At 74.3% G+C, this 20116-nt stretch carries 17 protein-coding genes; 7 read left to right on the top strand and 10 right to left on the bottom strand.

The window, feature by feature from the left end; genetic code table 11:
• Positions 1–30: 30 nt before the first annotated feature.
• Together AB0K25_RS10895 and AB0K25_RS10890 are read right to left on the bottom strand one after the other, a co-directional pair.
• The gene (locus tag AB0K25_RS10895; RefSeq protein ID WP_219464993.1) at positions 31–1557 is read right to left on the bottom strand and encodes an FAD-dependent oxidoreductase; all 1527 of its coding nucleotides are present in this window, start codon (positions 1555–1557) and stop codon (positions 31–33) included.
• 58 nt (positions 1558–1615) lie between these two features.
• Positions 1616–2140 carry an MSMEG_6728 family protein gene (locus AB0K25_RS10890; RefSeq protein WP_363819742.1) on the bottom strand — a complete coding sequence of 175 codons (525 nt, stop codon included), beginning with the start codon at positions 2138–2140 and terminating at the stop codon, positions 1616–1618.
• A gap of 111 nt (positions 2141–2251) precedes the next feature.
• Between AB0K25_RS10890 and AB0K25_RS10885 the strand changes: the two genes are divergently transcribed.
• The gene (locus AB0K25_RS10885) at positions 2252–4042 is read left to right on the top strand and encodes an NAD-binding protein (RefSeq protein WP_255597768.1); all 1791 of its coding nucleotides are present in this window, start codon (positions 2252–2254) and stop codon (positions 4040–4042) included.
• Here the strand turns inward: AB0K25_RS10885 and AB0K25_RS10880 are convergent, their stop codons facing one another.
• From AB0K25_RS10880 to AB0K25_RS10870, 3 genes are all read right to left on the bottom strand, one after another.
• Complete coding sequence (locus AB0K25_RS10880; RefSeq protein ID WP_363819739.1) at positions 4043–5275, bottom strand: APC family permease; 1233 nt, start codon at positions 5273–5275, stop codon at positions 4043–4045.
• A 52-nt stretch (positions 5276–5327) separates the two neighbouring features.
• Positions 5328–5843 carry a peptidoglycan-binding domain-containing protein gene (locus AB0K25_RS10875; protein ID WP_363819736.1) on the bottom strand — a complete coding sequence of 172 codons (516 nt, stop codon included), beginning with the start codon at positions 5841–5843 and terminating at the stop codon, positions 5328–5330.
• A gap of 205 nt (positions 5844–6048) precedes the next feature.
• Positions 6049–6819 carry a phosphatase PAP2 family protein gene (locus AB0K25_RS10870; protein ID WP_219464990.1) on the bottom strand — a complete coding sequence of 257 codons (771 nt, stop codon included), beginning with the start codon at positions 6817–6819 and terminating at the stop codon, positions 6049–6051.
• A 199-nt stretch (positions 6820–7018) separates the two neighbouring features.
• Here AB0K25_RS10870 and AB0K25_RS10865 point away from each other — a divergent pair, with 199 nt between their 5' ends.
• Positions 7019–8227: a DUF4032 domain-containing protein gene (locus AB0K25_RS10865; RefSeq protein ID WP_219464989.1), complete on the top strand. Its 1209-nt coding sequence runs from the start codon at positions 7019–7021 to the stop codon at positions 8225–8227.
• 517 nt (positions 8228–8744) lie between these two features.
• Here the strand turns inward: AB0K25_RS10865 and nagA are convergent.
• The 3 genes from nagA to AB0K25_RS10850 are packed head-to-tail and all read right to left on the bottom strand — an operon-like array spanning position 8745 to position 11781.
• Positions 8745–9854 (bottom strand): N-acetylglucosamine-6-phosphate deacetylase, encoded by a 1110-nt coding sequence (gene nagA / locus AB0K25_RS10860; RefSeq protein WP_363819732.1) that lies wholly within the window; start codon positions 9852–9854, stop codon positions 8745–8747.
• Positions 9851–10855, bottom strand: coding sequence for an ROK family protein (locus AB0K25_RS10855; protein WP_219464986.1), 1005 nt, complete (start codon positions 10853–10855; stop codon positions 9851–9853). The genes nagA and AB0K25_RS10855 overlap by 4 nt, the downstream gene beginning before the upstream one ends.
• Positions 10852–11781 carry a sugar isomerase gene (locus tag AB0K25_RS10850; protein WP_363819729.1) on the bottom strand — a complete coding sequence of 310 codons (930 nt, stop codon included), beginning with the start codon at positions 11779–11781 and terminating at the stop codon, positions 10852–10854. The genes AB0K25_RS10855 and AB0K25_RS10850 overlap by 4 nt, the downstream gene beginning before the upstream one ends.
• A gap of 197 nt (positions 11782–11978) precedes the next feature.
• Between AB0K25_RS10850 and AB0K25_RS10845 the strand changes: the two genes are divergently transcribed.
• The 5 genes from AB0K25_RS10845 (at position 11979) to AB0K25_RS10825 (ending at position 16467) form a co-directional block, all read left to right on the top strand.
• Positions 11979–12764 (top strand): DeoR/GlpR family DNA-binding transcription regulator, encoded by a 786-nt coding sequence (locus AB0K25_RS10845; RefSeq protein ID WP_208567828.1) that lies wholly within the window; start codon positions 11979–11981, stop codon positions 12762–12764.
• 119 nt (positions 12765–12883) lie between these two features.
• Complete coding sequence (locus AB0K25_RS10840) at positions 12884–13894, top strand: ATP-binding cassette domain-containing protein (protein ID WP_255597767.1); 1011 nt, start codon at positions 12884–12886, stop codon at positions 13892–13894.
• On the top strand, positions 13891–14904 hold the full coding sequence (locus tag AB0K25_RS10835) for an ABC transporter permease (RefSeq protein WP_357536391.1): 1014 nt from the start codon (positions 13891–13893) through the stop codon (positions 14902–14904). The genes AB0K25_RS10840 and AB0K25_RS10835 overlap by 4 nt, the downstream gene beginning before the upstream one ends.
• A 173-nt stretch (positions 14905–15077) precedes the next feature.
• Positions 15078–15608 carry a DUF3263 domain-containing protein gene (locus AB0K25_RS10830; protein ID WP_357536389.1) on the top strand — a complete coding sequence of 177 codons (531 nt, stop codon included), beginning with the start codon at positions 15078–15080 and terminating at the stop codon, positions 15606–15608.
• Between the two features lie 346 nt (positions 15609–15954).
• Positions 15955–16467, top strand: a complete 513-nt coding sequence (locus AB0K25_RS10825) for a GNAT family N-acetyltransferase (RefSeq protein ID WP_208567931.1) — start codon at positions 15955–15957, stop codon at positions 16465–16467.
• A gap of 637 nt (positions 16468–17104) precedes the next feature.
• Here the strand turns inward: AB0K25_RS10825 and AB0K25_RS10820 are convergent.
• The gene (locus AB0K25_RS10820; protein WP_363819724.1) at positions 17105–19453 is read right to left on the bottom strand and encodes an AAA family ATPase; all 2349 of its coding nucleotides are present in this window, start codon (positions 19451–19453) and stop codon (positions 17105–17107) included.
• Between the two features lie 41 nt (positions 19454–19494).
• Positions 19495–20106: a hypothetical protein gene (locus AB0K25_RS10815; RefSeq protein ID WP_219464978.1), complete on the bottom strand. Its 612-nt coding sequence runs from the start codon at positions 20104–20106 to the stop codon at positions 19495–19497.
• Positions 20107–20116 lie beyond the last annotated feature (10 nt).

The raw sequence follows: 20116 nt of genomic DNA, 5'->3' as shown, positions 1-20116 counted from the left end.
CCAGGGGACCGGGCGGGTTCGGCGGGCGGTTCACTTCCCGGCGAGCAGTCCCCGGGGGCGGATCGAGCGGACCGGCTCGGTGGCGGCCCCGGCGGCGCGCAGGATGTGGTTGGCGGCGATGATCCCGGTCGCCGCCGACCGTTCCATCAACGCGCTGGGGAAGTCGGTGCCGATGCCGTCCCCGGCCAGGTAGAGGCCCTCGGCGTCGGTGCGTACCCCCGGCCGGCCGGGGTGGCTGCCCGGGGTGAACGCCGGGGCCTGCGCCTCGACCCGGGCGCGCAGCTCACGGACGCCCAACCCGGCGACCTCCGGCCAGAGCGTGACCAGTTCGGTGCGCATCCGTTCGGCCAGTTCCTCGGCCGGCACCCCCTCGTCGCAGGCGTACGCGTGCAGCTCCACCACCGCGCCGCCGGTGCGTTGCGCCCAGCGCCGGGACTCGTTCTCCAACCGGTGGTAGAGGGTCACCGAGTCCAGGGTGGGCTGGCGGGACACCCCGCTGAACACCGCCCGGTCGGCCCGGACGTCCCCGTCGAGCCAGTACCGCGCCACCGCGTACGGCGGGCCGGGCCGACCGAACGCGGGCATCCGCGCCACCAGCTCGGGCGCCACCGCGACCAGGCCGGGGGAGGCGTCGACCAGCGCCGCCAACGCGGGCGGGTCGACGGCCAGCACCACCTGCCCGGCGGGGTGGACCGTGCCGTCGGCGGTGGTCACCCGCCAGCCGTCCGGCTCCCGGTCCAGCCGGGCGACCGCCGAGGCGGTGTGCACCCGGCCGCCGTGCTGCTCCACGTACCGGGTCAGTGGCTGCCAGATCGCCGTGGCGTAGTCCTCGTCGGGGCAGTCGAACGCCAACCCCTCCGGGTTGCCCAGCAGATAGAAGTGGAACTGGGCGATCATCTCGGCGGCCGACATCTCGGTCTCGTGGTTGAAGAACGAGTGCGAGAAGACCTCGAACAGCATCGCCCGCGCCCGGTCGGGCAGCTTCAGCGAGGCGAGCAGCGCGTCGGCGGTGGTGTCGTCGAACTCGGCGTAGGTGCGCACCGGGTCGTAGCTGAGCAGCGGCAGCGCGGCGTCCCGGTCCATGGTGCGCAGGTCGGCCAGGCGCAGGCTGGGGCTGCGCAGCAGTAACGCGAGCAGGTTGGCCGGCGGGGCCGGGGGCAGCCGGCCGAACTCCTCGGTGGGCCACTGCGCGGACAGGATCGGATAGCCGGGGATCGGCTTGAGGAAACCGAGCGTCGGATCGACCCGCCGCAGGATCGACCGCCAGTTGTAGTACTGCCGGAAGAACGCGTGGAAGCCGTGCTCGTTGACCTGGCTGCCGTCGGCGAGCGCCTCCGGCCACGCGCCGAGCCGGCCACCCAGCGTCGGCGCGGCCTCCAGCACCGTCACGTCCACCCCGCGTTCGGCGAGCACCACCGCCGCCGACATGCCGGCGATCCCGCCGCCCACCACCACGGCCGTGGTCGGCCGGACCACCCGGGGGGCGCCACCCCCGCCCGGGTCCACCACATGCTCGCGTACGCCGATGAGCCGGCCCAGCTTCTGCGACAGCGCCATGTGCACCTTCCGACCCGAGGGACCCCCAGTCTGCCCGACCAGGCCCGATCCGGCCCGGTCAGACCGGTGCGGTGCCGCCACCGGAGTCGTCGGCGGGGTTCGGCCGCCCGGCGGCGAACGGGGGACGGTCGGACGGCGGCCAGACGTACTCCAGATCGGACGGCACGTCGCCGAACTGCGGGCGGTAGTGCTCCGGGTCCTTGCGCAGCAGCGCCGACCGGTGGCTGCGGTGCAGGTCCTCACGACCCAGCCAGGGTGGCAACTCACCGGCGGCGGCCAGCTCGGCCTGGCTGCGGACCCGGCCGTCGCCCCGGGCGGCGGTCAGGTCGGTGACCAGGGTCGACGCGCAGGTGTCCGCCCGGCCCGCCGCCGACCAGACCGCGCACACGTCCAGCCCGTACCGGGTCAGCGCCTCCTCGTAGCCGGCCCACATCTTCACCGCCGGGTGGTTGCGCCAGCCGTACCCCGGCCGGGTCAGCCCGCGCAGCACCTGGAGCGCCTCCACCCGCTGCTTGCCCAGCCGCCGCTGGTCGAGGGACCGCGCGCTGGCCAGAAAGTCCGGGTACGGCAGGAACGTCTGCACGCCCGCTGCTCTACCCGCCGCCACGCCCACCATGCCTGCCTGACCGACCGGTACCGTCCGGTGCGCGCACCAGGGCTGCGTCCCCGGCGACCGGCTGGCTACCATCCGGGCATGGCCGAACCCCTGCGGGACCGGGCCCGGCGCGCGACCGGCTGGCGGTTACGGATGAACGGCGACACCCGTCCGCACTACGTGGTCTGCGGCAACGACCCGCTGGCGTACTGGGTGGTCCGGGCGCTGCTCGGCACCGAGCTGGCCCACGGCCGGGTGCGGATCACCCTGGTGGTGCCGGAGCGCCGCCGCTCGGAGGGCCCCGACGGGCGGGACGTCGACGGGGTGCAGGTGATCCGGGCCGACCGGCTCGACGAGGCCACCTTCCACCGGGCCGGCCTGGCCGGGGCGGACGGGTTGGCCCTGCTGCACCAGGACGACGTGGGCAACATGCACGCCGCGCTCTGCGCGCAGGAGGTGGAGCCCCGGCTGCGCCTGGTGGTCCGGATGTTCAACACCAGCCTCGCCAACGGCCTGCGGCAGCTCTTCCCCGACTCGGCGGTCCTCTCCGACGCCTCGATGGCCGCCCCGGCGTTCGTCGCCGCCGCCCTCGGTGAGGTGGCCCCGACCCACTTCCGGCACGGCGGTCGCACGCTCTACGTGGCCCGCCGCGCCGACGTCCGCCCCGCCGACGTGGTCTGCGGGTTGGCCGTCACCACCGATCCGGACCTGGTCCGGGTGCTGCCCGCCGACGAGAAGGCCGCCGACGTGGTGCTCGCCGAGGCGACCGGGCAGCCCGCCGGCACCGAGCTGGCGGCCCGCCGGCTGGTCCGGGCCCGACGTCGCCGCCGACCCCTGGCGGTGCTGCTGCGGGCGGTCCGCAGCTTCGCCACCCGCAAGATCGGCATCGCGGTGCTGACCCTGCTCGGGGTGATCGCCCTGCTCGGCTGGCTCAACGCCCGTGCGGTCGCGGTGAGCTGGACGGAGGCGCTCTACCTGACCCTGGTCACCACGCTCAGCGGCCAGGACCCGGACGTCACCAAACCGGCCGCCGCCCAGATCATGCAGGTGGTGCTCAACCTGGCCGGGCTGGCGCTGATCCCGCTGATCACCGCCGTGGTGGTCGACGGCATCGTCAACGCCCGGCTGGCCCTGCACGCCGGGCGCATCCAGCCGGAACGCGCCGGGCACGTGGTGGTCGTCGGGCTGGGCAACATCGGTACCCGGGTGATGGCGCAACTGCACGACTTCGGCGTCGAGGTGGTGGCGATCGACCGCAGTGCCGAGGCGCGGGGTGCGGCGCTGGCCCGGCGGCTGGGCGTACCGCTGATCGTCGGGGACGCCGCCCGGGAGGAGACGTTGCTCTCGGCCTCGGTGGAACACTGCCAGGCGCTGGTGGTGGTCTCCACCGACGACGGGGTCAACCTGCGGGCCGCGCTCAACGGCCGGGCGCTCAACCCGGAGCTGCGGGTGGTGCTGCGGCTCTTCGACGGCGACTTCGCCGAACGCATCCAGCGGGCGTTCGGCATCGGCATCTCACGCAGCGTGTCCTACCTGGCTGCCCCGTCCTTCGCCGCCGCCCTGCTGGACCGGGCGGTCATCGCCACCATCCCGGTCGACCGGCACGCCCTGCTGGTGGTGGAGGTGCCGGTGGTGGCCGGTGCCGCGCTGGACGGCCGCCCGCTCGGCGCGGTGGCCCGCCCCGGCGAGGTGCGCCTGCTGGCCCATTCCCGGGTCGGGCAGAAGACCGACTGGCGGGCGGACCCCCGGATGGTGATCTCGGCGGGGGACCGGCTGACCGTGGTGGCCCGCCGGGCCGGGCTGGCCGCCCTGCTCCGCGAGACCACCCCGCCGCCACCGGCCCCGCCGCCGTCCGCCGGGGTGCCGGCCTCGCGTGATCCGCAGGAGTGACTAGCGGGGGCGCAGGGCGTACCAGAGCGCGCCGAGGGCGAGCACCCCGAAACCGGCGAGGACGCTGGCGGCCGGCAGGTTGACCGCGAGCAGCAGGCAGCCGACCAGCCCCAGCGCGGCGAGCGCCCGGACGGGCACCCGTCGGGTCGGGTCCGGGCCCAGGGTCCACGCGGCGGCGTTGGTGATCGCGTAGTAGACCAGCACCGTGCAGCTGGAGAAGCCGATCGCGCCCCGGACGTCGCCGAGCGCCACCACCGCGACCACCACGGCGGCCACGGTCAGCTCCGCGCGGTGCGGGACGGAGTGCACCGGGTGTACGGCGGCCAGCGCCCCCGGCACGTCCCGGCGGCGGGCCATCGCCAGCAGGGTGCGACCCACCCCGGCGAGCAGGGAGAGCAGCACCCCGGTCACCGCCACCGTGGCCCCGGCCCGGACCACCCAGGCCAGGCCGGGCAGCCCCGCGACGGTCACCACGTCGGCCAGCGGCGCGACGGAGGCGGCCAGCCGGTCGGGGCCGAGCACGCCGACGGCGACCACGGCGAGGACCAGGTAGACCGCCAGCACCACCCCGAGGGCCAGCGGCACCGCCCGGGGGATCGTGCGGGCCGGGTCGCGGACCTCCTCACCGAGGGTGGCGATCCGGGCGTACCCGGCGAAGGCGAAGAAGAGCAGCCCGGCGGCGGTGAGCACGCCCCGGGCCGTACCGCCGCCCTCGGCGAGCCGGTCGAACCGGACGTCCCCGGCGGTCAGGCCGGTCACCGCGACCAGGGCCAGCACCGCCAGCACCACGACCACCAGCACCTTCGTGGCGGCGACCGTGCGGGTGACGCCGCGCAGGTTCACCCCGGTCACCGCGAGCACCGCGCCGACCGCGACCAGCCGGGCCTGCCCCGGCCACAGGTACGCCCCGATGGTCAACGCCATCGCCGCGCAGCTCGCCGTCTTGCCGACCACGAAACCCCAACCGGCGAGGAACCCGGCGAACGGGCCGAGGCGCTCCCGGCCATAGACGTAGCTGCCGCCCGATTCCGGGTAGCGGGCCGCCAGCCGGGCCGAACTGGTCGCGTTGCAGTAGGCGACGAACCCGGCCAGCGCCAGCGCCACCAGCAGCCCGGCCCCACCGGCTGCGGCGGCGGCCGGGGCGAAGACCACGAACACGCCCGCGCCGAGCATCGCCCCGAGCCCGACCACCACCGCATCGGGTACGCCCAACCGCCGGCTCAGTCGATCCACCAGCGCAGGTTAGAGACCGGAGGTGAACGGGTGGTACCCGGCGCGCAGCCGGTCAGGAGCAGATGCTGAAGCTCGCGTAGGTGTACGAGAGGAGTTGCCACTCCAGGTCGGGGCCGAGGCTCATGTCCCACCTGCCGTCGGAGCGGCGATCGAAGTAGATGAAGTTGGTGCCGGCACCGTCGTAGTAGAACCACGACTCGTAGACGCTGAGGCGGGTTGCCGCCTTGGCCAGGGTCCCGGAGCCGACCACGCCGTCGCTGCGTAGGCCCCGGTCGCTCTGCCACTTCGTCGTGGCGGAGGTCGTGACCGGCCCGAACCGACAGTCGATTCCGGAGCGGTCGAGATAGCCGTCGGCCCACAGGATCATCTGCCACATGGCGACGACGTTGCTGTGCGGGCGCGTCGAGGCGGAGACGGGGCCCTCATCCGCCCAGTCGTCCGCCCATGCCCCCGCACCCGCGACGTACCCCTGGCTGACGGAAGCCGACGCCGGCGCTGCGGAAATGGCGAGAGCGCCGAGCACGGCGACGACCACCGCCGTCGCGACGACCCTGATGCGCAGAAACATGGGTATCCCCCTCTGACTGCCGGACGGGCTCCGCTGGACACAGGCTTGACGATTTCTCGTCCGTTGTCAGGCAGCCTTCCGTCGTCAGGAAGGCGGGAAGCGGACAGCTGGCCCGGGGCCGGGTGGGGCGACCATCCTCGTATCCCCCGCTCCGCTCTGCCGGGGCGAGGCGTCGGGTCCGCAACCGGACGACAGCGCGGCCCAGTTAGGCGTCGGCGGTGAACGGACGGTCCCGGCCGCGCAACCGGGCCGGTAACGGCAGGTCGTCCCAGGGGACGCGGCGCAGCAGCCGGTCCAGCAGCAGCCCCAGCAGCAGCCCGGCCACCGAGTCGGTCAACCAGTGCCAGCCCAGGTAGGTGGTGGTGCACAGGACCACCAGCGGCGGCACCACCCGCACGGCGGTGACCAGTCGGGTGGGCATCCGCCGGCCCACCGTGCGCAGCAGTGGGACGAGCAGCAGGGCGAGCACGCCGTACCAGACGATCGCGTTGGCCACGTGCCCCGACGGGTACGACTGGGCGTAGCGGACCGGCAGGTCGTGCTGGAACAGCGGCAGGGTCTGCTCCGGTGACAGGAAGGGTTCCTTGACGCTGGCGCTCGGGGCCGGGCGGGCCGTCCACACCTTGAGCGGCCCGATGGTCAGATTGGTGAGCGCGAAGGCGACCACGGGGGGCAGCATCGGGCGCACCGAGCGGAGCCGGACGGCCAGCAGCACCCCCAGGGCGGCGGCCAACAGCGTCAACGGGGTGCCCTGGCCGAGCAGGTTGAGCACCCGGGCCACCCAGTACGCGGCGGTCGGCCGGTGCGCGTCGGCCCAGTCGGCGACCGCCCGGTCGACACCGAACAGGTGGCCGGCGGCGAGCGCCCACGTCAGGCCGACCAGGGCGGTGAGCAGCAGCAGGTCGAACCACCAGCCGGCCGGGCGGACCGGCCGCAGCCGTACCCCGCCGCGTACCGTCGTGGTTCGCTCCCGCACGCGATCACGCTACCGGCCGACCACCGGGGCCGTGGTGGCAAGGGGCGTGGCCAGCCCCGCCGGGGCCCCGCGTGGGACGGTGGCGCGGCCCCGGCGGGTGGTGGTACGGCCCCCGGCGGGTGGTGGCGCGGCCCCGGTCGATGTGTGTCGAACCACGAAGGGAGGCGCACGCCGGGGAGCACCCGGCACACTTGTCCCCGTGCGGATCACCTCGGCCCTCGTCGACCCGGCGCTGCTCGACCTTCCCTGGTCGACCCCGCTGGAGCAGTGGCCTGCCCGGCACCTGGTGGCACTGCCGCAGGGCATCTCCCGGCACATCGTCCGGTTCGTCCGCCTCGGCGACTACGTGTACGCCGTCAAGGAGACCGGGGAGCGGGTCGCCGAACGCGAGTACGACCTGCTGCGGGCGCTGGAACGGATCGACTTCCCGTCGGTGGAGGCGATCGCGATCGTGGCCGACCGGCAGGCCGACGACGGCACCCCGCTGGACCCGGTGCTGATCACCAGGCACCTCCAGTTCTCGTTGCCCTACCGGGCGCTGTTCTCCCGCACGCTGCGCCCGGAGACGATGGGCCGGCTGCTCGACGCTCTCGCCGTGCTGCTGGTCCGGATGCACCTGACGGGCTTCTTCTGGGGCGACTGCTCGCTGTCCAACACCCTGTTCCGGCGGGACGCCGGGGCGTTCGCCGCCTACCTGGTCGACGCGGAGACCGGTGCGCTGCACCGCACGCTGTCCAACGGGCAGCGCGGTGAGGACCTGGAGATCGCCCGGGTCAACATCTTCGGTGAGGCGCTGGACCTCCAGGCCGCCGGGCTGCTGCACGAGTCGATCGACCCGGAGGTGGTGTGCGAGGAGGTCGTGCAGCGCTACGAGCGGCTCTGGCACGAGATCACCTACGAGCAGCAGGTCGAGCGGGAGGCCCGGCACGACATCGAGGGCCGGATCCGCCGCCTCAACGACCTGGGCTTCGACGTGGCCGAGGTGGCCCTGTCGACGGTCGACGACGGGCGTTACCTGGTCCGCCCGAAGGTCGTCGACGCCGGCTACCACACCCGGCGGCTGATCCGGCTCACCGGCCTCGACGCCGAGGAGAACCAGGCCCGTCGGCTCCTCAACGACCTGGACGCCTACCGGGTGGAGAGCGACCTCACCGACGAGCAGCAGGCGGCCCACCGCTGGCTGACCGAGGTCTTCGAGCCGGTCGTCCGGGCCGTCCCCGCGCACCTGCGGCACAAGCTGGAGCCGCAGGAGATCTTCGCGCAGATCATCGAACACAAGTGGCTGCTGTCCGAGCGGGCCCGCCGGGACGTGGGGATGGGCCCGGCGGTGCAGTCGTACCTGGCCGACGTGCTGGTGCACCGCCCCGACGAGCAGGCCGTCCTGGGCGTCGAGGTCCCCACCGCCTGACCCGTCCCGCGTTCCGGCCGGGGGACGGTACCGCGTCGACCGGATGACCGGCCGGCTGGCACCGCAACACCGGCTCCGTCAACACCTCCGCCGCCAACACCTCCGCCGGTCAGGATGTGTGTTGCGCGTCCTTTAGACCTGATGACGTAGACGACTCGGGTACCCGGTGCGGCGCGTTCGCCGCACCGGGTTCGATGCGTCGGTCCGCTGTCGTCGGCCTTCGGGCACCGGCGCCTTCGGGCACCGGCGCCTTCGGGCACCGGCGCCTTCGGGCACCGGCGCCTTCGGGCACCGGCGCCTTCGGGCACCGGCGTCTTCGGGTGCCCCGTGAACCGTTGACGTCATCAGCTCGACAGGACGTGCACCGCACCCCCGGTGCTCGCCGGTCCGCACCTGTGAGCAGGTCGCCGGGGAGCCAGCGGGCCGCGTCACGGGGTGGCGGATGACCGGGGTCCCCGCCCAGGCCCGTCGCGTCGCGTCGCCGTGTCGCACCAGCTGGGCGGGCGCGGCGGAGCGGTCAGTCGAGCCAGGTGCCGGCGCGCATCACCCGGACGACGTTCAGCTCGTCGTCGAGCACCACCAGGTCGGCGCGCAGACCCGCCTGGAGGGCACCGACCCGGTCGCCGAGGCCGATGGCGCGGGCCGGGGTGGTGGCGACCATGCGTACCGCGTCGGTGATCGGGATTCCGGCGGTGACGGCGTGCCGCAGCGCCGCGTCCATGGTGAGGGTGCTGCCGGCGATCGCCCCGTCGCGGGCCAGCCGGGCCACCCCGTCGGCCACGGCGACGGCCTGGCCGCCCAGCTCGTAGTCGCCGTCGGGCATGCCGGCGGCGGCCATCGCGTCGGTGATCAGCGCGACCCGTTCCGGGCCGGCCACGGCGGTGGCGAAGGTGAGCATCCCGTCGTGCAGGTGCACCCCGTCGGCGACCAGCTCACAGACCACGTTCGGGGCCTCCAGCAGGGCCACCACCGGGCCCGGTTCGCGGTGGTGCAGCGGGCGCATCCCGTTGAACAGGTGGGTTCCGACGCTCGCCCCGGCCGAGACGGCGGCCCGGGTCTGCTCCCAGGTGGCGTCGGTGTGGCCGACGGCGACGACCACCCCGTGCGAGGTGAGCAGCTTGATGGCGTCCAGCGCGCCGGGGCGCTCCGGGGCCAGGGTGACCATACGGACCGTCCCCGCCCCCTCGGCGATGAGCTGCTCCAGCTCCTCGGTGGACGGGTCGCGGAGGAACTCCGGGTTCTGCGCGCCGCACCGGGCCGCCGACAGGTACGGGCCCTCGAAGTGGACGCCCGCCAGCACACCCTCGCCGACCAGCGGCGCGAAGGCGGCGGTCGCCGTGCGCATCAGGTCGAAGGGGGAGCTGACCAGGCTGGCCAGCAGGGTGGTGGTGCCGTGTCGCCTGTGGAACGCGGCGGCCTCCCGGGCGGCGTCGGCGTCACCGGTGGTGAAGGTGCGCCCGCCCCCGCCATGGGTGTGCATGTCCACGAAACCCGGCACGATCCAGTGCCCGTCGCGTTTGGCCGGGTACTCGGCGACCGCGGTGATCCGCTCGCCGTCCAGCTCCACGCACCCCTGTCGGACCACGCCGGTCGGGGTCACCACCTTGCCGGTCACCCGCTGGGTCATCGTCTCTCCAGAGTGTCGAGGGCGAGCAGGGCGGCACCGAGGCAGCCGGCCTCGTCGCCGAGGGCCGCCGCGACCAGGCGCGGCTCCCGATGGAAGGTCATCCGGTCGTGCAGGGCGGCGCGGAGCGGGCCGAGCAGTTGCTCGCCGGCCCGGGCCAGGCCGCCACCGATGACGATGGTGTCCACGTCGTAGAGGGCCTGCCCGGTGGCGAGCCCGTCGGCGAGCGCCTCGACGGCCTCCCGCCACACCCGCCCGGCCAGTTCCTCCCCCGCCGCCGCGCGCCCGGCCACGTCGGCCGCACTCGCCGCGCCCCGGGCCGGCATGGTGCCGGTCGGGACTGCCACGGGGTCGGTCGCGGGCGGGTCGGGGGGTGTACCGGCGGCCAGTTCGGCGTAGCGGCGGGCGATGGCCGAGGCGGACGAGACGGCCTCCAGGCAGCCGGGCCGGCCGCAACCGCAGCGCGGGCCGTCGGGGCGTACCAGGATGTGGCCGATCTCGCCGGCCGCACCGTGTGCGCCGACGGCGGCCGACCCGGCGACCACGTGCGCGGCGGCGATGCCGGTGCCGATCGCGACGAAGAGCACGTGCCGGGCGTCCCGGCCGGCGCCGAGCCGGGCCTCGGCGATCCCGCCCACCCGCACGTCGTGGCCGAGCGCCGCCGGCAGCCCGAGCCGTGCACCCACCAGCCTGCGCAGCGGTACGTCCCGGAAGCCGACGTTGGCCGACCAGACCGCCACCCCGGCGGCCTCGTCGACCACCCCGGGCACGGCGACGCCGCAGGCCACCGGGGTCGACCCGGCGGCGCGGGCCCGGTCGGCCAGCCCTTCGGCGACGGCCAGGACGGTCTGCACCACGGCGTCCGGGCCGCGCCCGGCGTCGGTCGGGTGCCGTTCGGCGTGCGCCACGCTGCCGTCCGGGCGGACCAGGGCGCACTTCATGCCGGTGCCGCCGACGTCCAACGCGACGACGATCCGGTCGTCGCCCGTCGACCCGTCGGTCATGCCAGCACCACTGAGCGGGTCAGGTGCCGGGGCGCGTCCGGGTCCAGCCCCCGGCTGGTCGCCAGGGCCACCGCGAAGCGTTGGGCGAGGATCAGGTCGGCCATCGGGTTGACCGGGGTCCGGCCGGCCGCCCAACTGCCCAGCACGGTGTGGCACCCGTGGTGCCGGCTGTGCACGAACGCCGCCCCGGTGGCCGCGACGTCCTCGGGCAGCCCGTCGGGCAGCTCACCGAAGGCCCAGACCAGCCGGCCGGGGCCGGCGATCGAGATGGGGCCGTGCCGGTAGTCCATCGCCGGGTACGCCTCGGCCCAGAACGTGGCCGCCTCGCGGCACTTCAGCGCGGCCTCCTGGGCCAGCCCGACCGTCCAGCCGCGACCGAGGAAGGTGGCCTGGTCGATGCGGGCCGGGTCGAGCGGCAGCGGGGCCCGCACGGCGACCTCGGCGTCGGCGGCCAGCGCCTCGACGTTGTCGCCGAGGTGGGCGCGCAGCAGCGCCAGGGCGCTGGTGGCGAACCGGGTCTGCACCACCGAACGTTCGTCGGCGAAGGGCATCGGCACGGCCGTGTCGGCCAGCGTGGCGGCGGGCGAGGCGGGGTCACCGACCAGGACGGTGGTGGGGGTCCGGTCGCGCAGCGCGGCGAGCAGGTCGAGGACCTCGGTGGTGGTGCCGGAGCGGGTGACCGCGATCAGCCGGTCGTAGTGGCGGTCGGCGGGGAACTCGCTGGCCTGGAAGGCGTCGGTCTCGCCGTGGCCGGCGCGCTCGCGTAGCCCGGCGTACGCCATGGCCATGAACCACGACGTGCCGCAACCGACGACGGCGACCCGCTCGCCGGGGCGGGGGAGGCTGGTGGCGACGGTGCCGGCCAGCCGGGCGGCCTCCCGCCAGCAGTCGGGCTGGCTGGCGATCTCCGCGTCGACGTACGCCATGGGGAACTCCTCGCACAGGGGAGGGAGGTGCGCAATACGGCTCATTACTACCGTCTTTCGCGCGTTATTCTGCGCGAAACGGGGTGCGCGTGGCAACCTGCCCCGGGACCGCGCAGAGGCGGGTTTTGCGCACCGGGAGTTTCGCGCACTACTGTGCACGCCATCGATCACCCTTCGTGCAGAGTCGGAGGCCCCCCGTGGACCGGTACGCCAGGTGGAACGCTCTGCTCGAAATGCTCACCGGCAGCGGGCGGGTCAGCGTCGAGGAGGCCGCCGAGCGGCTCGACGTCTCGCAGGCCACCATCCGACGCGACTTCGACCAGCTCGCCCAGCAGCAGATGATCACCCGGACCCGGGGTGGCGCGGTCGCCAACGGCGTCTCCTACGACCTGCCGCTGCGCTACAAGACGGCCAAGCACTCCGCCGAGAAGCAGCGGATCGGGGCCGCCGCCGCCGCGCTCGTCTCCCCGGGCACCGTGGTCGGCCTCAACGGCGGCACCACCAGCACCGAGGTGGCGCGCGCCCTGGCCGTCCGCCCCGACCTGAACACCAGCGCCGAGGGCGCCCAGCTCACCGTGGTCACCAACGCGCTGAACATCGCCAACGAGCTGCTGGTCCGCTCCCGGATGAAGGTGGTGGTCGCCGGGGGTGTGGTGCGGCCGAAGTCGTTCGAGCTGGTCGGGCCGCTCGGTGGGGCGCTGCTGCGCGAGGTCACCCTCGACGTCGCCCTGTTGGGCGTGGACGCGCTCGATCCGCAGCTGGGTGCCGCCGCCCACCACGAGGGGGAGGCGGCGATGAACAACCTGATGGTGGCGCGGGCCAAGCGGGTCGTGATCATCGCGGACTCGTCCAAGCTGGGCGGTCACGCGTTCGCCCGGATCTGCCCGGTGGAGCGGGTGGAGACCCTGGTGACCGACTCCGGGGCGGCCCCGGAACTGGTCGATGCGTTCCGCGCCGCCGGAGTGGCCGTCATCTGCGCCTGAGTGACCCGTTGATGCACCGTCGGTAGTGAATTGCGCACCGATGCATACCGGGTATTGCCCTGGCGGGTATACCGAGTATGGTGACCGCTGTCATCAGCCACCATCGGGGGAGGCGCAGCTTGTCGGCTGTCCTGGAGATCGAAGGTCTACGTAAGACGTACAAAAGCCGTCGGCGCGGTGTCCGCAACGCGCTGGACGGTTTCGACATGCGGGTGGAGGCCGGTCAGGTGCACGGCTTCCTCGGCCCCAACGGGTCGGGCAAGACCACCACCCTGCGCACCCTGCTCGGGCTGATCCAGCCCGACGGCGGGCGGATGGCCATCCTCGGCCACGAGGTGCCCGGCGCACTGCCCACCGTCGCCGGCCAGGTCGGCGCGATCGTGGAGAGCCCGCAGTTCTTCCCGCACTTCTCCGCCCGGGACACCCTGTCCCTGCTGGCCGGGGCCGGCGACGTCCCCGCCGTACGGGTCGACGAGGTGCTCGAACTGGTCGGGCTGCGGGACCGGGCCGGTGAGCGGGTCAAGACGTACTCGCTCGGCATGAAGCAGCGGCTCGCCGTCGCGTCCGCCCTACTCAAGAACCCCAAACTGCTGATCCTCGACGAGCCGGCCAACGGCCTCGACCCGGGCGGCATCCGGGAGATGCGCACCCTGATGCGCACCCTCGCCGAATCCGGGATGACCGTGGTGCTGTCCAGCCACATCCTCGGCGAGATCCAGCTCATCTGCGACGAGGTCACCATCATCTCGCTGGGCCGTCGGGTCGCCGCCGGTCCGGTGGAGCAGGTGCTGGCCCAACACTCGCACGGTGGCGTACGGGTACGCCTGGACGCCGCCGAGGACCTCGCCGCCGCCGCCGAACTGCTCGGCCGGGCCGGTGTCGCGGTCACCCGTCACCCCGACCACCTGATGCTGGCCGGCGTGGACAAGCCGGCCGCGGTCAGCCGGCTGCTCGCCGAACAACACCTGTACGTCAGCGAACTGGCCCCGGTCGCGGTGGACCTGGAGAGCGTCTTCCTGGAGATCACCGCCACCGCGCCGGTCCCCGGTCAGCACCGGCAGGTCGACCAGTCCGCCAAGATCGGCGAGCCCGGCCACGCCGGCGGCACCACGGGAGGGTGGGGCGCATGAGCCTGTACGTCACCGAACTGCGTCGGCTGGCCAAGCGCCGGCTCACCCGGGTCATGCTGGTCCTGCTCGTACTCGGCCTGACCGGCATCGTCACCGCCTTCGCCTTCTCCAGCCACAAGCTCTCGCCCGCGGTCATCGCCCAGGCGCAGGCAGAGTCGGACGCGAACTTCCGCGACGCCGTCAAGGAATGGGAACGCTCGATCGCCGACTGCGACGCGGCCAAGGCCCGGGGCGAGCAGACCGAGGACCGGTACGGCCCGAACTGCGGCCGGGACTGGAAGCCCACCCCGGAGATGTTCGACCCGAAGTGGAACCTGCCCTACCAGTTCGACTTCCGGGCCGAGTTCGGGGTCTTCATCGCCGTCTTCGCCGGGGCGGTGGCGCTGTTCGCCTTCCTGATCGGTGCCTCCTTCGTGGGGGCCGAGTGGAGCACCGGCGGGATGATGAACCTGCTGCTGTGGCGGCCGAAACGGCTCACCGTGCTCGGCACCAAACTGGCCGCCGTGCTCACCACCCTGACCGGGGTGACCGTGGTGCTCGGCGCGCTGTGGACCCTGGCCTTCTGGCTGATCGCCTCCAACCGGGGGACCACCGAGAAGGTCACCTCCGGGGTGTGGCAGTCCGCCGGAATCAGCGGTCTGCGGGCATGGGGGCTGATCCTCGCCGTCGGCGCGGTGGCCTTCGCGCTGGCCTCGCTGGGCCGGCACACCGCGATGGCGCTCGGCGTGGCCGTCGGCGTGGGAGTGGTCAGCGAGATCGGCATCCGGATCGCCATGACGATCGCCGGGGTCCGGTTCGGGGACCGCTGGGTGCTGTCCACCTATGCGCTCGCCTGGTTCGAAAAGAAGTGGACGCTGGTCGACTACCGCTCCTGCGAGCTCGTCCAGGGCGAGTGCACGCCGAAGGAAATGCTGGTGACCTGGCAGGACTCGGCCCTGGTGTTCGGCATCGGCACCGCCGTGGTGATGGTGGCCGCGTTCTGGATGATGCGTCGGCGCGACATCACCTGAGCCGGGTGCCGCCCGGTTCGGGCGGCATCCCGACGCGGCGGGCCCGTGTCGACCGACGGTCGACACGGGCCCGCCCGTCGTCTGCGGTGCCTCGCCCGTTGCGGGTGGAGCGTCACCCACCCTGGTTAAGCTGGGTTTACCCCGCCCAGCCGCCCACCCTGCCGAGGAGCGCCATGCCGCCCGCCGATGCCGTTCCCCGGTCCGACCCGTCACCGGAGCCGGTCGACACGCCGCCGCAGGTGCCCTCGCCGCGGTCGGCCCCGGCCGCCGAGCGGGCGTTGGCCCCGACGGCCGAACGGGCGTCGATCCCGGACTCCGAGCGGGCGTTGGCCCCGGCCGCTGAACGGGCGTTGGCCCCGACGGCCGAGCGGGCGTCGGCCCCGGCCGCCGAGCCGACTGGTGGGCAAGCGTCGGTTGACGGCGACGAGCCGGCCGGTGCCGTGCGTGCCGGTGCGCGACCGTCGGTCGATGTCGACGAGCTGTCCGAGCGGGAGCTGCGCATCCTCGCCTTCGAACTGCAGTGGTGGCGGCACGCTGGAGCGAAGGAGCAGGCCATCCGGGACACGTTCGGGCTCTCCGCCACTCGCTACTACCAGTTGCTCAACGGGCTGTTGGACCGCCCTGCCGCCCTGGTCGCCGAGCCGCTGCTGATCGGCCGCCTGCGTCGACTGCGCGCCTCCCGGGCCCGCAACCGACGTCGCTGAACCCCGGGACACCGATGGCCCATCGAGACGGCGTAACGCCCCACCGGCCGGCGGTCGGTCCCGTCGCCCCCCCCCGGGCCGCACGGCGGTCGGTCCCGCCACCCGGCCGCATGGTGGCCGGTCCCCGCTCCCGGGCCGCACGGGTCGGGGTCGCGCCTGCCGGGTCGCGCGGCGGTGTGACGCCGCTTCGTCGACCGGTGCGTGGAAGGGGTGTGGCGGACGCTCCTGACAGCGGAGCGTGAGGTGAGCTGCGCTGATGGGACGACCGGCCGAGACCTACGACCAGACCGACAGTCACCTCCCAAAGGGGTGGACGACAGCCGGCAGGGGCGGCAGACTGCGGCACGTGGTAGGCGCGGTACGACTGGAACCGGTCGACGAGACGAACCTGGAGTCGTTGCTATCCGTAGCGGCGGCCGAGGCCGAGCCGAGTGATGTCATGCCCCCGGTGGACGCCCCTGCCGGCTGGTCGCACGCTCGTCGGGAGGCGTTCCGGGAGTTCCACCGGGCCAGCTTCGGTGGCCTGGACGGGCCGACCCGCACCCTGATGTTCGCCGTGTGCGTCGGCGGCGAGGTGGTGGGCATGGTGCGGATGGCCCGCTGCGACACCCCCGGGGTGGCGGAGACCGGGATGTGGCTCGGCCGGTCGGCCCGGGGCCAGGGCCTCGGCGCGGCGGCCCTGCGGGAGTTGCTCAACGTCGCGGCGGCCGCTGGTATGCACTCGGTCGTCGCGGACACCACCCCGGACAACGGGGGAGCCATCGCGGTGCTGCGCAACTGCGGTGCGCAGCTGCGCGAGAGCGGTGGCAAGGTGTACGCGGAGATCTCGCTCGACGCGACCCCGCCCGCCGCCGGCTGACCCGCTTCCGTCGGGAGCACCATCGGCGCGGGCAGCGGAGCGCTGGTCGCGGGCGAACGCGACGCGGCCGGTGTGTCACACCGGGCGACGACGGAGCGCTTCGATTGCGGCCCGTGGTCTTTGTGGCATACGGAATGCGTCAGCCGAAGCGCCGGAGGGGCGGTGCGGTGAAGCGGCGGTGCGGTGAAGCGGCGGTGCGGTGAAGCGGCGGTGCGGTGAAGCGGCGGTGCGGTGAAGCGGTGGTGCGGCCTGCACGACACCCATGCTTCCACGATCAGTGATATGCCAGGCTGGCATACTTATGCCGCTCAGGCATACCGCTCATTGCAGGATCTACTTGTCCGCGGCGACACGCCCGAACGGGTGGCCCAGACACCCAAGCCGCCAGGCATCACCCGGTCGGCCAGGCCGGCGGCCGGCTGTCCAGCCCGGAGGTCTGCACCTTCCCGCCCGCAGGCCCCGGCCCGGTTCACCGTGCGAAGTCCGCCGGCCTGGTCCACCGTGCGAAGTCCGCCGGCCCGGTTCACCGTGCGAAGTCCGCCGGCCCGGCTCACCGCCCGCAGGCCCCCGGCCTGGCCCACCGTACGAAGTCCGCCGGCCCACCACGCCAAGCCCGCCGACCCGGAGCAGGCCCTGTTCAGCCCGCGTGTTTGTCGGCGTAGGCGGCGAGCCAGGCGACCTGCGCCGGGTCCAGGGAGGGGCGGACCCGGTCGCGGGCGGTGGCCACGTGCGCGGCGGTGACCGTGGCAGCGGACAGCGACTCCCGCATCGCGGCCAGCGCCGCCTCCCGCACCAGCGCCGCACAGTCCGCCGCCGAGAATCCGGTCAGCTCCTCGCCGAGCGCCGCCAGGTCCACGTCCTCGGCGAGTGGCACGGCGCGGGACGCGGCCCGGAGGATCTCCGCGCGGGCCGGGCCGTCCGGCGGCGGCACGTACACCAGCCGCTCCAGCCGGCCGGGGCGCAGCAGGGCCGGGTCGACCAGGTCCGGCCGGTTGGTCGCCCCGATCACCACCACGTTGCGTAGCGCCTCCACCCCGTCCAACTCGGTCAGCAAGGCGGCGACCACCCGGTCGGTCGTACCGCCGTCGGTGGCCTGGCCGCGCACCGGGGCCAGCGCGTCCATCTCGTCGAGGAACACCAGCGTCGGCGCGGCCTCGCGGGCCCGGCGGAACAGCTCCCGGACCGCCCGCTCGCTCTCCCCGACCCACTTGGAGAGCAACTCGGCGCCCTTCACCGACAACACGTTCGCCCGGCCGGTCCCGGCCAGGGCGGTCACCAGGTAGGTCTTGCCGCACCCGGGCGGCCCGTAGAGCAGCACCCCCCGGGGTGGTTGCACCCCCAACCGGGCGAAGGTGTCCGGGTAGGTCAACGGCCAGAGCACCGACTCGGTGAGGGTCTGCTTCACCTCACCGAGGCCGCCGACGTCGTCGAGGGTGACCGTGGCCAGTTCCAGCGTGGACGCCGCCATGGTGGTCGGTCGGACCACCTCCAGCGCCGCCGAGAAGTCCGCCATCGCCACCGTCGGTGTCTCGGCGGTCTTCTGCCGCAGCGCCGCCCGCACCCCGGCCTCCCGGACCAGCGCGGCCAGGTCGGCGGCGACGAACCCGGGGGTACGCCCGGCCACCTCGTCGAGCCGGACGTCCTCGGCCAGCGGCACCTGCCGGGTCAGTACGGTCAACTGCTCCCGGCGCAACGCCGGGTCGGGCAACGGCACCGTGATCCGCAGCGACAGCAGGTCGGGCGCGCGTAACCCCGGGTCGACCGACTCCGGGCGGGACGTGGTGCACACCACCGCCGTACCGGATCGGACGGCCCCGGCGAGCACCTGCCGGAACACGGTGGCCAACGGGCCGGCCTCCTCCGCCGGGGCCAGCGCCTCGACGTCGGTGACCAGCAACACGGCCGGCCCGCCGTCGGCCAGGTCGGCGACCGTCTCGCGCAACCGGCGGGCCGCCGCGTCGTTGGTCAGCGCGGCGAGTTCCGGGGCCCACAGCGGGCGGACCCGGGCCCCGACCGTCCTGGCCACCGCCCGGACCAGCGCCGACTTGCCCGATCCGGCCGGCCCGCTGAGCAGCACACCGAGCGAGACCGTGGTGCCCAGCCGGCCCAGCACCTCACCGTGGTGGAAACCCAGGTCCAGCAGTTCGGTCAGTTCCTCGGCCTGGGCGCGTAACCCGGGCAGCTCGTCCACGTGTGGCACGTCGTCGTCCGCCGCCTCGGTGACGGTGCCGGCCGTTGGCCCACCGGCCGTCGGACCGGTCGGGGTCCCTGCCGCCGAAACGGAGGTCCCTGCCGCCGAAACGGAGGTCTCCGCCGCCGAAGTGTCGGTGGTCCGGCCGCCGGGCCGGGGACGGTCGGCACCTGCGGTGGTATCCCGGTGTGGTCGGGCCGGGCCGTAGGAGCCGTGCGTGACGTGGCCGTGTTCCCAGCCGACCACGGTGTCCATGGTCACCAGGGCGCCGGTCTCCGGTTCGGCGGCGACCACGGTCAGCAGGGTGCTCGTCCAGGCGTACCCGACGGTGTTGGCGAGGCTGCGCCGGGCGGCCTCGACCAGGCCGCGCACCGAGGCGTCGGGGAGGACGTCCTGGGGCAGCAGGGAGACGTTGTCACCTTCGGTGACGACCTTGCCGAGCAGGGCGAGTCGCAGCATCTCCGGGGACACCGCGGCGACCACCGCCACCGGGCCGGCCAGGGTCACCCGCCGGGCCGGGGTGACCGGGGCGGGCGCGACCGTCACCTGGCCGCCGTCGCGCAGCCCCAGGTTGCCCAGGGTGAGATCGTCGGCGTAGAGCAGGGCGGCGCTCGTGGTCGGTTCGGCGGGCGCGACGATCCCGGCGGTCACCCGCCTGCCGGCCAGCCGTACCGGGTCACCCGGGCGCAGCGCCAGAGCGGTCAGCACCTCCGGGTGCAGCCGGACGATGCCGCGTCGGGCGTCCAGCGCGGCCGGGCGCAGGCTGGCGGTCAGGGTCAGGTCCGGTTCGGGCATCGCCCGACAGTAGCCGCCCGCCGCAGCGGACGGTCCGCTGGTCAGCCGTCGTGGTCGAGCAACGTCGGGTCGCGACGGATCAGCTCGGCCAGCCGGGCCGCCGGGTCGACACCGGGCATCTCCCGGGCCGGCGTCCAGGCCGGTGGGGTCCGCTCCGCCAGCGGCCAGGCAGGCGGTGGGGTGTTCCGGGGGTCGCTGCCGCCCTGCACCCCGGGCTCCGCCCGCTCGTTGCGGGCACCGGGCTCGGTCCGTTCGATCCGCAGCGGGTACGTCCGCCCGGCGTACTCGACCCGCAGCGCCACGGTCAGCCCGGGGTGGGCGGCGACCACCCGACGTACCGCCTCGGCCACCTCCTCGACCGGGTCGGACCCGCCGGCGGCGGGCTCCCCCGGCCCGGTCCAACCGGGCCCGGCCCGGACCAGTTCCGCCGGCGCGGCACCGGGGCGCCCCGGACCGGCAGGTGCCACCGGGTGCGCTGGTCCGGTCGGTGCCGTCGCCGGGTGCACCGGTTCCGTCGTGGCCCGGCCGGTGGTCGTGAAGGCCAGGGTCGACCCGCCGTCGTCGGCCTCCGCGCCCTGGTCGGCCGACCGGCGACGGCGGGCCTCCTCACGGCGTGCCAGCCGGGCCAGTGTCTCGTCCAGACCACCTCTCATGACGTCCCCC

The sequence above is a fragment of the Micromonospora sp. NPDC049257 genome (assembly GCF_040678915.1).
GTDB lineage: Bacteria > Actinomycetota > Actinomycetes > Mycobacteriales > Micromonosporaceae > Micromonospora > Micromonospora antibiotica.
Note: the sequence above shows the minus strand (reverse complement) of the source record. Positions and strands in the feature narration are given on the sequence as shown.